This window comes from Vibrio tapetis subsp. tapetis (genome assembly GCF_900233005.1).
Taxonomy (GTDB): domain Bacteria; phylum Pseudomonadota; class Gammaproteobacteria; order Enterobacterales; family Vibrionaceae; genus Vibrio; species Vibrio tapetis.
On the sequence record NZ_LT960611.1, the window covers coordinates 2,898,686 to 2,914,805 of the forward strand.

Genomic DNA, 16,120 nt, shown 5'->3' on the forward strand with positions numbered 1-16,120 from the left:
GACAAAGACAAAATTCAGAAACGAGCTGTGTCCTGAGAGTACAGAAAAAACCGAAAAATGACAAAAAGGCCAGCATCTCTGCTGACCTTGGTTATCACTGGTTAACGGTGACTATGCTTTAAACGCTTTGAATGCGTTAATTAGGCCGTTGGTCGAGCTGTCATGGGAAGATACCGCTTCGCCGTCAGCAAGTTCAGGTAAAATCTGGTTTGCTAGCTGCTTACCGAGTTCTACGCCCCACTGATCAAAGCTAAATACATTCCAGATGATGCCTTGAACAAAAATCTTATGTTCGTACATTGCTAGCAAGTTACCCAAAGTACGCGGAGTGATCTGCTTAACTAAGATTGAGTTTGTCGGGCGGTTGCCTTCGAATACTTTGAATGAAACAAGATCTGCAACTTCTTCAGCGCTTTTTCCCGCAGCAGCAAACTCAGCTTCAACTTGCTCTTTACTCTTACCAAACGCCAATGCTTCTGTTTGAGCAAAGAAATTAGACATCAATTTTTGATGATGATCGCCAGCAGGGTTATGACTTAGTGCTGGAGCGATAAAATCACAAGGGATCAGCTTGGTTCCTTGGTGAATGAGCTGATAAAAGGCATGTTGACCATTTGTTCCTGGTTCACCCCAAATGATTGGGCCAGTTTGGTAGTCCACTTGATCGCCGTTACGATCGACACACTTACCATTTGATTCCATGTTGCCTTGCTGGAAATACGCAGCAAAACGATGCATGTATTGATCGTATGGCAAAATAGCTTCAGATTCAGCGCCATGGAAGTTGTTATACCAGATACCAATGACCGCAAGGATAACCGGTAGGTTGTTTTCAAAAGAAGCCGTCGCGAAATGGGTGTCCATTTCGTGTGTACCTTCTAACAACTCAATGAAGTTTTCAAAGCCCACAGCAAGTGCGATAGACAAACCAATCGCTGAACACAAAGAGTAACGACCGCCAACCCAGTCCCAGAATTCGAACATGTTGTCAGTATCAATACCAAATTCCGATACAGATTTAGCATTGGTCGAAAGTGCCGCAAAGTGTTTTGCCACGTGAGCATCATCACCCGCAGCTTCAAGAAACCAATCACGTGCTGAGTGCGCATTGGTCATTGTTTCTTGAGTCGTGAACGTTTTAGACGCCACTAAAAACAACGTTGTTTCTGGGTTCACTTTTTTCAATGTTTCAACAATGTGTGTACCATCGACGTTAGACACAAAGTGAAGGTTCAAGTGATTCGTATAAGGTGCTAGCGCTTCAGTCACCATGTAGGGGCCAAGATCTGAACCACCGATACCGATATTCACAACATCAGTAATGGCTTTGCCTGTGTAGCCTTTCCACTCACCGCCAACGACACGATCGGTGAATGCTTTCATTTTTTCAAGCACAGCGTTAACTGCAGGCATCACATCTTTGCCATCAACAACAACGGGTGTATTACTGCGATTACGCAGTGCAGTATGAAGTACCGCACGGCCTTCAGTTTTATTGATTGCTTCACCAGAGAACATAGCGTCAATCGCTGACTTTAATTCTGTCTCGTTCGCTAATGCAAACAAGTGCTCCATGGTTTCTTTGTTGATCAAGTTCTTAGAGTAATCGACTAAAATATCAGAGCCGAATTGAGCTGAGAACTCTGTAAAACGCTGTGCATCTTCCGCAAACAGTGTTTTTAGATCCATATCTTGTGCAGATTCAAAATGTGCCGTTAACGCTTTCCAAGCTTGTGTTTGCGTTGGATTAATATTTTTTAACATGATGATTTATCCCAATGATCCTTTGGTTTGATTCTGTTCCGTATCTATAGAAGCTAACGAAATTTCCGGTTAAGCAATAATTTTGTTAAATAACAAATTAATTAGAATTCTCCACTCCTTGCTAAGCAAGTCCCCCGAGCGCGAATAATGTAATAATATTTCAGTTTTCAAATTATGGCGTAATGCTTTTTCACTGACATTGAGATACATCACGATAATGCAATTCCATCAGGTAGTGATCAGCAATACGCAATTGTTCTATTATACTTCATAAATCTAATAACAATGAGCATAGCTAATGTGGCATCAAGACAAACTTACGTTCACAAGCCGAAAGCGCGGCTTTCATCTCATATCTGATGAAATTGAACAACAATTACCACAAATAAAGCAATATTCAGTAGGTATATTACACCTTTTTATCCAGCATACTTCAGCCAGCCTTACGATCAATGAAAATGCAGATCCTACGGTTCGTCATGATTTAGAGAAACACTTTAATCAGTTCGTTCCAGAGCGAGCCCCCTACTATAAACACACATATGAAGGCGACGATGATATGCCAGCTCATATAAAAGCATCAATACTCGGAAACAGTGTGACAATTCCAATCAGACAAGGTCGATTAGCTTTAGGTACATGGCAAGGTATTTACTTAGGAGAGCATCGAGATCATGGTGGGCCAAGAAGTATCATAGCCACTATTCAAGGCGAATAACCCCAACCAATAAAGAGCTTAGCTCTCACTATGCTCTTTTATCTCACCTAGCCTTTTGTACTTAGCTTTTAGTACTTAAAACGGCTGGTTAACCATAACGCTGAACAATCCCTCTTCTCCGCCGACGGCCATTTCAGTGCGAACAACAATGCCCTCGACTTGAAAACGCACACCAGCCCCAACATTCCATTTTAGGTCGGTGTGCAGGGTTTTTATATTAAATTCATCAGCCACTCGGCCTACATCAACAAAGGCGACCCACTGCCACCAGGGCACATCGTACCAATTAAAGACGGGCAGTGAACCCAACGGTTGCCACTCCGGTAATACCCGATATTCAGCACTATAATGCACCGCTGAACGACCATGGAAGCGTTCACCTGAATAACCACGTAGTCGATACAAACCACCAAGGGTAACGCCTGCATATTCTGGAGGACGCTGGCAAAGCCCATTATCACAATCGTTCCAGGTTGGCGTATCCGCTAGGTACATATCAAGTGCCACTACTTGTTCTTGAAATACACCTTGCCATTCACCTAGGTCAAAGTAATTGCTGTGTTCCAGCTCAATAGTACTCCACGTAGTACCATCACTGGTTGACGGTGAATGGGTTAAGTCCACTTGAAATCGAGACCCTAATGTAGGGTTTCGTACATCGTTGCGGTTATCCCAGTCCAATCCAATACGAATGCCAGCCGTCGATTCTGGTATATGATCAGCTTCAGGAGCATCCAGAGTACGACGATGGTAAAAAGGTTGAATCTTTAGAGTAGTAATGCCGCTGCTGGCTGGAGTTGAGCCTTCAATTGAACGGTTTGGATTCATTGCAGCAAGAGCTCGATCATCAGAAGCAGAGCCCCAGGGTAAGATATAGCGCATCGTGAAGTTATAGCGAGCTTCTTCACCATCCGTTTTTATCTTGTCATCAAACGAAGAATCATTACCACCTAAGTTACCAATAAAGTAATCGTATCCAGCGTATTTACCGTTATAGGTATCAAAACCCAGTAACCAAGAGTTACCGACTTGTAGGTTATTGTAACTAAGGAAAGTGATGCTACTTCCTTTATCCGACACCAAGCCTGAAAGAACCAATCCTGTATTAGGCTGACCTATGCCTTTAATGATACCGGCAGCACCAACCGTTAGACCTAAAGTCTGGGTTGAGAAGGCAAATGGCACCGCCGCTGTTTCTGGAATCCATAACGTCCAATCATCTCGAGCGTTCACGCCTACAGATGTAAAAAAGGCACTCATACAGAGTACCCCCATTTTTAAAAATTGCTTTACTTGCATCGACTCTCTTCGCTATAAGTCATTTCTACTCGTGACGTTAATTTAGTCACTAACTCATAAGCGATGGTTCCGATGTGCTTGGCCACCTCTTCTGCCGGTAATGCCTCTCCCCAAAGCGTCACTTCATCACCAACATTGTCTTGGGCTTCTGGGCCTAAGTCGACCGTTAGCATATCCATCGACACTCGGCCTGATATCGGCACTTTGCGTCCATTAACTAATACGGGTGTGCCATTTGGTGCCGTACGAGGATAACCATCACCATAACCTATCGCGATGACGCCCACTTTGGTGTCTCGCTCGCTCGTCCATACTCCGCCATAGCCAACACTTTCACCTTTCTTAACGTTTCGAACGGCAATAAGGTGAGAGGTCAATGTCATCACTGGCTGATAGCCTAACTCGCGAGCACTCTTTTCTGAAAATGGAGAAACACCATACATAATGATACCTGGCCTCACCCACTCAAATTGACTGTCAGGCCAAGCGAGTAAACCAGAAGAAGCCGCAAGTGAACGCTCACCTTTGCAGCCATTAGTTAATTCAGAAAACAATTTAATTTGATGTGGAGTAATGGGATTTTCAATTTCATCCGCACTACCAAAATGGCTAATGTACTTAAGTGGTTTAGCCACATTTTGACACAGCTTTAGGCGTTCGACGAAATTTGAATACTCTTCAGGCCTAACGCCTAACCGGTGCATGCCACTGTCGATCTTCACCCAAACGGTTACCGGAGTTTCAAGTTCCGCCTGTTCAAGCGCTACCAACTGTTCTTCGCAATGTACTGCTGTTTGAATGTTATTAGTAACCAGAATAGGCAAGTCACCCGAAGAGTAGAACCCCTCTAGCAATAGAATGGGTTTCACAATACCTGCCGCTCTCAGCTGCAAGGCTTCTTCGATGCGTGCAACACCAAAAGCATCGGCTCCGATTGCAGCTTTAGCCACATGTTTTAAACCATGTCCGTAGCCGTTCGCTTTTACCACCGCCATCACTTTACTGTTAGGCGCTTGTAGGCGAACTTGGCCTAGATTATGTTTTAGCGCGTCCAAATTAATGGTCGCGCAAGCCGCTTTCATGTAACTCATGCTGATGCCTTTATTCGTCGTCAAATGCAGGTCCTGCATAATTATCAAAGCGAGAAAACTGACCTTGGAAGGTCAAGCGCACCGAACCAATCGGACCATTACGTTGCTTACCTAAGATGATTTCAGCGATGCCCTTTAGCGCACTGTCTGGGTTATAAACCTCATCACGATAGATAAACATGATCAAATCGGCATCTTGCTCGATAGCTCCTGATTCACGTAAGTCAGAGTTAATCGGGCGTTTATCTGCTCGTTGCTCTAGGGAACGGTTAAGCTGAGACAGTGCCACAACCGGTACGTTTAACTCTTTCGCCAGTGCTTTTAAAGAACGTGAGATTTCTGAAATCTCCAACGTACGGTTGTCTTGCAAGCCAGGCACGCGCATTAATTGCAGGTAATCGACCATGATCATGCTTATGCCACCAGCATCGCGAGCGACACGTCGCGCTCGAGAACGTAATTCTGTTGGTGTTAAACCAGAGCTGTCATCGATGTACATGTTTTTCTTTTCCATGAGAACACCCATGGTGGCAGAAATTCGGGCCCAGTCTTCATCATCAAGTTGACCAGTACGGATCTTAGTTTGGTCTACTCGCGATAACGACGCCAACATACGCATCATGAGCTGCTCTGCTGGCATCTCTAATGAAAATATGAGCACAGGTTTATCTTGAGACATGGCGGCGTTTTCACACAAGTTCATCGCAAATGTGGTTTTACCCATAGAAGGACGAGCCGCAACAATGATCAAATCCGAGCCTTGAAGGCCGGCGGTCTTTTTGTTCAAATCATTAAAACCAGTCGTCACACCGGTTACACCATCTTGAGGCGTTTTATACAGTATTTCGATTCGCTCTAGTGTTTTCTCTAGAATGCTATCAACGTTCTGAGGCCCTTCATTTTCGCTGGTGCGATCTTCCGCAATTGCAAACACCTTGCTTTCAGCGAGATCCAATAAGTCTTCGGATGTACGGCCTTGAGGATCATAACCCGCATCGGCAATTTCATTTGCGACGCCAATTAAACTACGAACCAGCGCTCGCTCTGCAACAATATCGGCATAGGCGTTAATGTTAGCGGCACTTGGGGTATTTTTAGCGAGATCCGCGAGATAAGCAAAACCACCGACATCATCAAGCTGCTCTCGCAACTCTAGGAACTCAGATAAGGTGATTAAATCGAGTGGATGGTTGTCTTCAAGTAACGTACGGGCGGCTTCAAAGATAATGCGATGAGGGCGACTATAGAAGTCTTTCGCCAGCACTTTCTCAGACACCGAGTCCCAGCGCTCATTATCCAATAATAGTCCACCAATAACCGATTGCTCTGCCTCCAAAGAATGGGGCGGAACCTTAATCGCATCGACTTGGTTATCTACTGGTTTTGTACTGCGCTGTTCGGACATTAGGGCACTCAAAAAACTAAATAATGACCGCTTATTATAGCGAAGATATTGATTTTGTAATCCATTGGAATCGAAAAATCCAAATTAACACTTCCCTGACGCAGGCAACATTAGTTATAACTACACTTCGATATTAGATTATGAGATTCAGAGAGGTTTGAGTGTCCAAGTATTCACTGCTCGCGCTAAGCATATTAGCGAGTACCGGATTGCAAGCTGGAGATACATTGAATACGGAAACCCAAACACCTTCACCTCTTAAAACTGAAATTGAGTTCGGTTATCAATCACATACCGGAAACTCAGACACGCAGTCGATCAATGGTCGATTGGAAGGCACCTACACATCTGGCCGCCATCGTCACTCTGGTCAATGGAAGTATTACAAACTCGATAAAGATGGTGAAGAAGACAAACATCAATCGAGCTATCAGGTACAAAGTGACTACAAGTTAGGCCCCAAAACCTATTTGTATGCCAACTTTAATGGTATCGACTCTAAATACAGTGCCTATTTTCGTGACTACACGTTTTCAGGTGGTGTTGGTTATCAATTCACACACACTGACGCTTTCACATTGGAACTGGAAATGGGTCCAGGTTATCGACATCAAAAACCAAACTTAGATGAACTCGATGACGACGATTTGATTTTCCCAACTATCGTAGATGAGGTGATCATTCGTAGTAACCTAAGTGCGTCTTGGCAGGTGCTGCCCAATTTAGTTCTTGCAGGAGATGTGTCGATGGTGGGGGGGAAATCAAACACTCGCTGGGATACTGAACTCAGCGCAACCAACAATATTACTGACCAACTCTCACTGAAGATCAACTATTCACTTCAATACCATGACTTAGTTCCGAACCCAGAGCTCAGTCAATCTGATAGCGTTGTTTCAGTCAATTTGCTTTACGCGTTCTAGCCTTTCACCCAATTTTAGATATAAAAAAAGCCGACACTAGGTCGGCTTTTTGAATTGCTTGATACTGAATTACTCAGCAGCAACAATCTGTAGTTTCGCAGTAGCAAATACTTCAGAGTGAAGTTGGATGCTTACTTCGAAATCACCGATGTTACGTAGAGCGCCTTCAGGTAGGCGTACTTCGCTCTTAGCTACTGCAACACCTGCCGCTGTAATAGCGTCAGAGATGTCACGAGTACCGATAGAACCAAATAGTTTACCTTCGTCGCCAGCTTTAGAAGCAATAACAACTGCTTCAAGAGCGCTAACTTGGTCAGCACGAGCTTGTGCAGCAGTCAGTTGCTCAGCAACTTTAGCTTCAAGTTCAGCACGACGAGCTTCAAACATTTCAACGTTAGCTTTAGTTGCCATTACTACTTTACCCTGTGGGATAAGGTAGTTACGAGCGTAACCAGATTTAACGTTCACTTGGTCGCCAAGGCCACCAAGGTTACCGATTTTATCAAGTAAAATAACTTGCATTATCTAAGTCCTCTTAAACTTTATTAAACTGCGACCAATTACTGATGCTTGTCAGTGTATGGTAGAAGTGCTAGGTAGCGAGAACGCTTGATAGCGCGAGCTAGTTGACGCTGATACTTAGCGCTTGTACCAGTGATACGGCTAGGTACAATTTTACCAGCTTCAGTGATGTAGTTTTTAAGAGTTGCTACGTCTTTGTAGTCAATCTCTGTTACGCCTTCTGCAGTGAAACGGCAGAATTTACGACGACGGAAGAAACGAGCCATGGGCTATCTCCTGATCTTAAATTTAATAATGATATTCACATAAACTTACCTAAGTAGGTTTGTGTGAAGCACCTAAACGAGTTGAGTTTTTTAATTGGCAAAAGCCAAAAAAGAATTACTCAGCAGCCGCTTCTGGCTTAGATTCTGTACGCTCTGTACGCTCTTCACGACGAGGAGCACGCTCTGCACGCTCTTCTTTTTGCTTAAGCATAATAGATTGTTCAGTCACAGCGCCTTTAGTGCGCATGATCATGTTACGTAGAACTGCATCGTTGAAACGGAAAGCAGTTTCTAGCTCATCAATAACTTCTTGGCCAGCTTCAACGTTCATAAGAACGTAGTGAGCTTTGTGAAGTTTGTTGATTGGGTAAGCCATTTGACGGCGGCCCCAGTCTTCTAGACGGTGGATAGTACCGCCAGCTTCAGTGATAGAACCAGTGTAACGCTCGATCATGCCAGCAACTTGCTCGCTTTGATCAGGGTGAACCATGAATACGATTTCGTAATGACGCATTTGGTTGCTCCTTACGGATTATTAGCTTCCACGAGTGGCCCGGTCGTCCAGAGGAAGCAAGGAACTAAAGAAAAATGACCAGGTTTTAAGGACGGCAAATATTATAGAAACAACATGAGATTGGCAAGTAATATTTGGTGAAGAATGAATCAATTTTTAATCGCAGAGTTTGCTGTACTTATTAAAAGTGCAAAGACGTTGGCGCAGCGCTTCTAGAAACGAGAAACTATAAAAGCCAAAGCCCTGCCGCTCTTATCGTCTCTCGCTTTTCGTATTCTAATGAGCATAGCGAATTCCATATGCTTCTCTACATCGAGTAGGGTGAGGCGTCTCCGCCTCATCCCTCTCACAGAACCGTACGTACGGACCTCGTATACGGCTCATGCACATTTCCATTCAGCATAATGGCTGAACACATATCCTGTCCTAACGTGTTCAAGATTCACTAATCCAAGGTCGTTAAACCATTGATTTGGCATCGAGTAACTGGCTAATGGACTCGCAGCATTTCTCCAACTATCCATACAGATATACCTGAATGACCCTTCGTAACCTAGCTGTCTTAGCCTGCGGTGGAGTCGGGTCGGTTTTTTCCATAATCGTAATTGGACGCTGCGAAGTCTTCGCCTTAACCACGCGGCCAGTTTCTTAAACTCCCTGTTGGCATTCGCTATTCGAAAGTACTGGCTGAACCCTCTCAGAAGTGGATTCAGTTGTTTAATGACTTCTAACAATGGCTTACCGCCATTGCGTCTTGTCACTCGCTTCAACTTTCCTTTGAACGTCGACATTTTCTTTGGCTGAATACGGCTATAATGGCTACCGATTTCTATTCCAAGGAATTTCACACCTTCGCCGCTGTGCGCTATGTGTGATTTGGTTTCGTTCACCGTTAACTTGAGCTGTTTTTCCAGGACCTTCGTTGCCTGTACTTGCGCATTTTCTGCACCTTTACGGCTGCGACAGAAGATCAGTATGTCGTCGGCATAACGGACTATTCGATGTCCTCGCTTTCGCATCTCTTGATCAAACGCATCCAGATAGATGTTCGCTATCAGTGGGCTTATTACTCCACCTTGCGGACTACCTATCTCGGTATGCTGCCACTCTCCATCAACCATTACGCCACTTTTCAGGAACTGTTTGATGAGCTCCAGTACGCTACTGTCTGTGACTCGTTTCTTAATGCTTTTTAGAATAAGCTCATGATCGAGCTTATCGAAGCACTTCGATAAGTCCATATCTACGACGTGTTGCATTCCGTATCGACGGATGAACATCGTCGCTTTGTTTATAGCATCGTGACAACTTCGATTCGGTCTATACCCAAAGCTGGATGGGTGAAACTGCTCTTCGAAGATTGGGGTTAATAGATCATTTAGAGCTTGTTGGACAACTCTATCCCGTACTGTTGGGATCCCAAGTAATCGCACCCCACCATCATCTTTCGGTATTTCTACCCGTCTGACGGGTTGAGGGGTGTATCGCTTGGTTTTGAGTTCCAGAAGAAGTTGATCTAGGTTATCACTCAGATTTTGGGCGTAGTCGCTTAGGCTCTGCCTATCTATTCCGGCCGCGCCTTTCGCTTCCCACACTTTTTTAAATCCTTTATAGAGTCGCTCTTTGTGGAGCAAGTGACCATATAAACTGTAGTAAACTCTCAACTTTTTCCTTTAGATTGTGTGCCGTGTGGGGACAAATGCTCTCTCACAGTGTTGGTGTATTTCACTCCACTCTCTAGCCTTCTAGCTCAATGGCAATTTACTAGAGTGAGTCAGAGTTACTCCCTTGTACGGTTTCTCGCTTCAGTGCTTTACTTTCACAAAGACCGAGACGGAATACCTCGATAGCTAATCAACTTGTATACCACTGAAAAAAAAACATCTGCTCATCACAGACTTAAAATGTACTTCATCCCTTCGCAACACCAGATTGCTTTTGGCAAAATGTTGTCCCATCAGACGTGTTACTGATGGTCAGCTCAGTTTTATCCTCCACACCATTACTGGGCTTCACCGGCCGAGCTTTACTCACTACTACGGATTCATCTGCCACCTCGCACCAACATAGATCTTGGCTCTCGCCTTGAGTTTATGCTTCCGACGTTTGCTCGGATGTGGTGTCAGGCTTCCCCAGTTACTGCACTGGCTCCCTGTTAACAATGCCACCCTCAAGCACAATCTAGGTCTGATTGAGTATCGGGCTTCACGCTATTTTGCACGCTTACCCACCTAAATTGCCGAATCAGGTTCACTTTCGTTGTGTACTGTTAACTTCCTATCGCTTCCTTCAAACCCTGCCGTTGGCCAGCAACGCCCTTGCGATTCGGATTATCTTCCCCTCAATCAGGGTGATTTAGGCTTCTTTCAGCCTAATGGGTTTGCCAGCTTCGCTGGGCAAACAAAAAAACGCCCATCAACCGATGAGCGCCTCTCTACTTCGCTTTTAGCTTTTAGTACTTCGTCTTGAGCCCTTAGCCTTTCAAACTTCTCTGCCTAACCGCTTCAAACAAGCAAATGCCCGAAGCAACAGAAACGTTCAAGCTTGATACGCTACCTGCCATTGGAATCTTTATTAAGTCGTCGCAAGTTTCACGAGTCAGCCGACGCATGCCGTCTCCCTCAGCGCCCATCACAATCGCCAACGCTCCACCTGACAAGTTTGCTTGATAAATATCGTGCGTCGCTTCACCGGCAGTGCCAACAAACCACACGTGCTTTTCTTGCAACGCACGCATCGTTCGGGCCAAGTTGGTTACACGAACGAGTGGCACCGTTTCTGCAGCACCACAAGCTACTTTACTGACCGTCGGCGTCATCGGAGCTGATTTGTCTTTAGGTACAATAACCGCAGCAACACCAGCCGCATCAGCATTACGTAAACAAGCACCTAGGTTATGCGGGTCTGTAACACCGTCTAACACCAATAGAAGTGGAGACTCATGCTTTGCTAAAATATCACCAAGATCTTGTTCTGTGAGCTGCTTAGCTGCCTTAACGCGAGCAATGATGCCTTGGTGGTTAGCACCACTGGCTTTATCATCTAGAACCTTACGGCCCATTTGCTGAATAGAGACACCACATTGCTGCAGCTCGTTTAACAAAGGCAAAAGACGATCATCTTGACGCCCTTTTAATACATAAGCTTCAATAAAACGTGCTGGATCGTTCTCCAACACGGCTTTTACGGCATGAATGCCATAAAGAAATTCGTTACTCATTTTCTATTCCTTTCGGACCATTATTGCTTGCACTTGATTGGGCTTTTTTAGCACGAGCTTCTTTTCTGCGTGCTTTTGCCGCTGGAGACTTTCTTTTTTTCTTTTTTGGCTTACCGCTGGTATCCATTGAGCCATCGGGGCGCTTGGTCGGCTCGACCATGGCTTTCGCTTTTGCACCTGGCTTACGAGATTTGACCGTCGCTTTTTTAGTGCTGGCGGCCTTTTTATCGGCTTCTGCAGCACGTTTCTTAGCCGTCTTACCTTTGCCGCGTAGCTTACGGCTTGTTTCTTCTAATTCAAAGTCAATTTGGCGAGTCTCTAGGTTCACAGCCAACACTTTCACTTTCACCGCATCGCCTAAGCGATAGATGTTACCGAAACTTTCACCGATAAGTCTTTGACCAATAGGGTCAAATTGATAGTAATCGTTCGCCAAAGATGAAATGTGGACTAAACCGTCAATGTGCAGCTCAGTTAATCTTACAAAGAAACCAAAGCCGGTCACATTGGCAATCACACCATCTAGCACTTCACCGACATGATCTTGCATGTATTCACATTTGAGCCAATCAGATACTTCACGTGTCGCATCATCCGCTCGACGTTCGGTCATTGAACACTGCTCACCAAATACATCCATATCATCAAACGAATAATGATACCCCCCTGTTGGGGTCCAACGATCGGTATTTGTGCCCGCATCTTTAGCAATCAAATATTTGATTGCACGATGAAGCAGTAAATCTGGGTAACGACGAATTGGCGACGTAAAGTGCGCGTAGCGCTTCAATGCTAAGCCAAAGTGGCCTGCATTATCTGCGTTATATACCGCTTGCTTCATCGAGCGCAATAGCATGGTTTGAATCAGCTCTTTGTCCTGGCGCTCACCAATCTTTTTGATCAGCTCTGCATAATCGGTTGGCGTCGGAGAAAGCCCACCAGAGAGATCTAAACCTAACTCGCTCAAGAAGTCACGGAAGCCCACTAGCCTTTCTTCTCCAGGGGATTCGTGTACTCGAAACAACGCCGCTTCTTTCGCTTTTTCCACCAAAGACGCTGACGCGATGTTGGCCAAAATCATACATTCTTCAATGATTTTGTGTGCATCATTACGGATCACAGCCTCAATGCGGTCAATTTTTCGATCCGCGTTAAAGATGAATTTCGCTTCTACAGTTTCAAACTCAATAGCACCACGATCATCACGGGCACTCTTAAGCACTTTGTACATTTTATGCAACTCTTCTAAATGGCCAACAACGGGCTTATAACGCTCACGGAGTTCTTCGTTACCATCTAGGATATCGCCGACTTTGTTGTAAGTCAGGCGCGCATGAGAATTCATTACGGCTTCGTAATGCTTGTAACCCGATAGCTTACCTGTTGATGAAATTGTCATCTCACAAACCATACACAAGCGATCAACTTGAGGGTTCAATGAACACAGTCCATTAGACAGAACTTCCGGCAGCATAGGCACGACTTGAGAAGGGAAATAAACAGAGTTACCTCGGTTGATGGCTTCTTTGTCTAGCGCGCTATCTGGGCGAACGTAATAGCTCACATCAGCAATCGCGACCCATAAACGCCAGCCACCGCTTTTTTTCGCTTCACAGAATACAGCATCATCAAAGTCACGAGCATCTTCACCATCAATAGTAACAAGAGGCAGGTCGCGTAAGTCTACACGCCCTTTCTTTGCTTCCTCAGGGACTTCTTCTTTAAGATCGACAATTTGTTTGTCGACTTCAATAGGCCACACATTAGGAATCTGGTGTGTACGAATGGCTATTTGTGTTTCCATGCCCGGCGCCATGTTTTCGCCCAGCACTTCAACCACTTTACCCATCATGCCTCGCGAGCGAGTGCCTCTATCGGTAATTTCAATTACAACGACATTCCCCATACGAGCACCACCCTTATGCTCATTAGGGATCATGATGTCATGACAAATTCGGGAATCATCAGCGACCACAAAAGAGTGATCGTATTCTAAGAAGAATCGGCCGACAATTTGGCTATTTCGGGCTTCTAATACTCGAACTAAACGCCCTTCTTTACGACCTCGTTTATCCTTTCCTGTCGCTTGAACAAGAACGAAATCGCCATGAATAATTGAACGCATTTGGTGATGAGGTAGCAAGATGTCGTTGTCTTTACCAACACTGCCTTCAGGGCGAACCCAGCCATGACCATCTTTATGGCCAATAACATACCCTTTAATGAGTTCGAGCTTTTCTGGCAGTGCGTAACATTGACGACGAGTAAATACGAGTTGACCGTCCCGCTCCATCGCGCGAAGGCGACGTCTTAGTCCTTCGTATTGCTCTTCACCAGATAAACCCAGTACTTCAAACAAGTCATTACGATTCATTGGCACATTTTGTTGAGTCAAAAACTCGGTAATGTACTCACGACTTGGTACTGGATTTTCATATTTCTTGGATTCACGATCGGCATGCGGATCGTTATGGGTGTTATCGGACATAAGCAAGGCCTGCTAAGGAAAGGATATGTCGCTTAGTATAACTAAATCTGGCAGTTATCGACAGGACAAGCAGGCAAGTAGATCAGTTATTCTTAAAAAGTAACGGTACAAGTTCGGTATTATCTTTAATCATATCCGCCAAAGTGCATTTATTCAGTTCAGCAAGAAAAGCTCGCTTAGCATTATCTAAATGTAATTTAAGGCGACAAGCCGGTGTAATATGACAAAAGTCAGGCGAACAATTCACCACCTGCAATGGCTCAATATCACGCACAACCTCACCAATAACGATCGATTCAGCAGGCATACCTAAGCGTATTCCACCATTTTTTCCTCGCACTGTTTTTACATAACCTAGCTGCCCAAGCTTATTGATGATCTTAATCATGTGATTTTTAGACACACCAAACGTATCACTCACCACCTGGATGCTTGTTAATTCATCTTGGGGAAGTGCAGCTAAGTAAATCAAAGCTCGGATACCATAATCGGTAAAATTGGTTAATTGCATATTTTTTCCTCTATTGTCTGGTTTAGTGTAAATCTTCCATTGACCAAAAGATATATTTTAGATACAACTTAAAACATACATTATAAATACAACTTTCAATAAGGAAGTCAAATGCTCAGCAGTTCAACAATAGAAATCGTAAAGTCTACCGCCCCCCTAATTGCGGAAACTGGCCCTAAATTAACCGCACACTTCTATGATCGGATGTTTGCTCACCACCCTGAACTTAAGGATATTTTTAATCTAACGCACCAAGATTCAGGCAGCCAAAGAGAGGCATTATTTAATGCGATCCATGGCTATGCAGCCAACATCGACAATATTGAAGTGTTGCTCCCTGTGGTAGAAAAGATCGCCCAGAAGCACACCAGTTTTAATATTACCGCAGAGCAATATCAAATTGTTGGGAGCCATTTATTAGCAACTATCGATGAGTTATTCTCACCAGGACAGCCTGTATTGGATGCATGGGGAGAAGCTTATGGTTTGCTTGCCCAAGTATTTATAGATCGCGAAGAAGCCATCTACCAAGAAACCGAAAGCCAACAAGGCGGCTGGCGTGGCACTCGTGAGTTCAAGTTGGTCTCGAAAATAGTAGAAAGCGACGTGATCACTAGTTTCACGTTCGAACCAGTTGATGGCGAAGCCGTGGTTAGCTACAAACCCGGACAATACCTTGGTATCTATTTGTCTCCTGAGCAATTTGATAATCAAGAGATTCGTCAATACAGTCTTTCAGACGCACCAAACGGAAAAAGCTACCGTATTTCAGTGAAAAAAGAATCGTTAGGTATCGTTTCTAAATACTTACACGATGATCTTTTGGTCGGTGATATTGTCAAACTTGCACCACCATGTGGCGACTTCTTCTTTAACAGTGAAGAAACATCCCCAGTTGCGCTTATTTCTGGTGGTGTGGGGATTACACCAATGATGTCGATGTTAGAAAGTGTGAAAGCAAGTCATCAAGCTCCCATCCACTGGCTGCATGCCACCGACAACGCACAGCGTCATGGCTTTAAACAGCACTTACAATCGCTAGAAGAAACACACGCTTTGGTGACTTCTCATACGTGGTATCGCGAAGGAGAAGAAGCCAATGTTCATTCCGGCCTAATGGATCTTTCGAAAATAGAGAGTTCTATAACCTGGACAACCACTCAGTTCTACATGTGTGGCCCTGTTGTTTTCATGCAATCCATTGCGAAGCAACTTCTCGACTTAGGGGTGAAAGCGGAACAAATTCACTATGAGTGCTTTGGCCCTCACAAAGTACTTTAAACACAAAGTACTTTAAACCTGTTTAAAGAATGAAAAATGCCCCACTAATTAGATTAGCGGGGCATTTTTCGACTTTCTTGTATTACGACTATGTTTACTGCAGCTATGAACTTGCGGC

The 16,120-nt window shown here is 44.5% G+C and carries 14 protein-coding genes; 3 read left to right on the forward strand and 11 right to left on the reverse strand.

Going from position 1 to position 16,120, the window contains the following annotated elements; genetic code table 11:
- Positions 1-111: 111 nt before the first annotated feature.
- Positions 112-1,764, reverse strand: a complete 1,653-nt coding sequence (pgi, locus tag VTAP4600_RS12865; RefSeq protein WP_102523157.1) for a glucose-6-phosphate isomerase — start codon at positions 1,762-1,764, stop codon at positions 112-114.
- Between the two features lie 298 nt (positions 1,765-2,062).
- On the opposite strand from pgi, the gene VTAP4600_RS12870 reads away from it, so the two are divergent.
- Positions 2,063-2,482, forward strand: coding sequence for a secondary thiamine-phosphate synthase enzyme YjbQ (locus tag VTAP4600_RS12870; RefSeq protein ID WP_102523158.1), 420 nt, complete (start codon positions 2,063-2,065; stop codon positions 2,480-2,482).
- 75 nt (positions 2,483-2,557) lie between these two features.
- On the opposite strand, the gene VTAP4600_RS12875 is transcribed toward VTAP4600_RS12870, so the two are convergent.
- Genes VTAP4600_RS12875 through VTAP4600_RS12885 form a run of 3 tightly spaced genes read right to left on the reverse strand, consistent with a single transcriptional unit; the run spans position 2,558 to position 6,277 of the window.
- A complete protein-coding gene (locus VTAP4600_RS12875; protein WP_231897805.1) occupies positions 2,558-3,742 on the reverse strand; it encodes a BamA/TamA family outer membrane protein in 1,185 nt (394 codons plus the stop codon).
- 29 nt (positions 3,743-3,771) lie between these two features.
- Complete coding sequence (gene alr, locus VTAP4600_RS12880; protein ID WP_197708668.1) at positions 3,772-4,872, reverse strand: alanine racemase; 1,101 nt, start codon at positions 4,870-4,872, stop codon at positions 3,772-3,774.
- 10 nt (positions 4,873-4,882) lie between these two features.
- Positions 4,883-6,277 carry a replicative DNA helicase gene (locus VTAP4600_RS12885; RefSeq protein WP_102523160.1) on the reverse strand — a complete coding sequence of 465 codons (1,395 nt, stop codon included), beginning with the start codon at positions 6,275-6,277 and terminating at the stop codon, positions 4,883-4,885.
- 161 nt (positions 6,278-6,438) lie between these two features.
- On the opposite strand from VTAP4600_RS12885, the gene VTAP4600_RS12890 reads away from it, so the two are divergent.
- Positions 6,439-7,200 carry a DUF481 domain-containing protein gene (locus VTAP4600_RS12890; protein WP_102523161.1) on the forward strand — a complete coding sequence of 254 codons (762 nt, stop codon included), beginning with the start codon at positions 6,439-6,441 and terminating at the stop codon, positions 7,198-7,200.
- 69 nt (positions 7,201-7,269) lie between these two features.
- Here the strand turns inward: VTAP4600_RS12890 and rplI are convergent, their stop codons facing one another.
- From rplI to nsrR, 7 genes are all read right to left on the reverse strand, one after another.
- Positions 7,270-7,722, reverse strand: coding sequence for a 50S ribosomal protein L9 (rplI, locus tag VTAP4600_RS12895; RefSeq protein WP_102523162.1), 453 nt, complete (start codon positions 7,720-7,722; stop codon positions 7,270-7,272).
- 38 nt (positions 7,723-7,760) lie between these two features.
- Positions 7,761-7,988: a 30S ribosomal protein S18 gene (gene rpsR / locus VTAP4600_RS12900; protein ID WP_102523163.1), complete on the reverse strand. Its 228-nt coding sequence runs from the start codon at positions 7,986-7,988 to the stop codon at positions 7,761-7,763.
- A 115-nt stretch (positions 7,989-8,103) separates the two neighbouring features.
- Entirely contained in the window at positions 8,104-8,502 is a 399-nt protein-coding gene (gene rpsF, locus VTAP4600_RS12905; RefSeq protein WP_102523164.1) for a 30S ribosomal protein S6, read from the reverse strand.
- A 380-nt stretch (positions 8,503-8,882) separates the two neighbouring features.
- Entirely contained in the window at positions 8,883-10,166 is a 1,284-nt protein-coding gene (ltrA, locus tag VTAP4600_RS12910) for a group II intron reverse transcriptase/maturase (RefSeq protein WP_102523165.1), read from the reverse strand.
- Positions 10,167-10,975: 809 nt separating this feature from the next.
- A complete protein-coding gene (gene rlmB / locus VTAP4600_RS12915; RefSeq protein ID WP_102523166.1) occupies positions 10,976-11,722 on the reverse strand; it encodes a 23S rRNA (guanosine(2251)-2'-O)-methyltransferase RlmB in 747 nt (248 codons plus the stop codon).
- Positions 11,715-14,210, reverse strand: a complete 2,496-nt coding sequence (gene rnr / locus VTAP4600_RS12920; RefSeq protein WP_102523167.1) for a ribonuclease R — start codon at positions 14,208-14,210, stop codon at positions 11,715-11,717. The genes rlmB and rnr overlap by 8 nt, the downstream gene beginning before the upstream one ends.
- Positions 14,211-14,292: 82 nt before the next feature.
- Entirely contained in the window at positions 14,293-14,721 is a 429-nt protein-coding gene (nsrR, locus tag VTAP4600_RS12925; RefSeq protein WP_102523168.1) for a nitric oxide-sensing transcriptional repressor NsrR, read from the reverse strand.
- A gap of 111 nt (positions 14,722-14,832) precedes the next feature.
- On the opposite strand from nsrR, the gene hmpA reads away from it, so the two are divergent.
- A complete protein-coding gene (gene hmpA / locus VTAP4600_RS12930; protein ID WP_102523169.1) occupies positions 14,833-16,002 on the forward strand; it encodes an NO-inducible flavohemoprotein in 1,170 nt (389 codons plus the stop codon).
- The last annotated feature ends 118 nt before the right edge of the window (positions 16,003-16,120 follow it).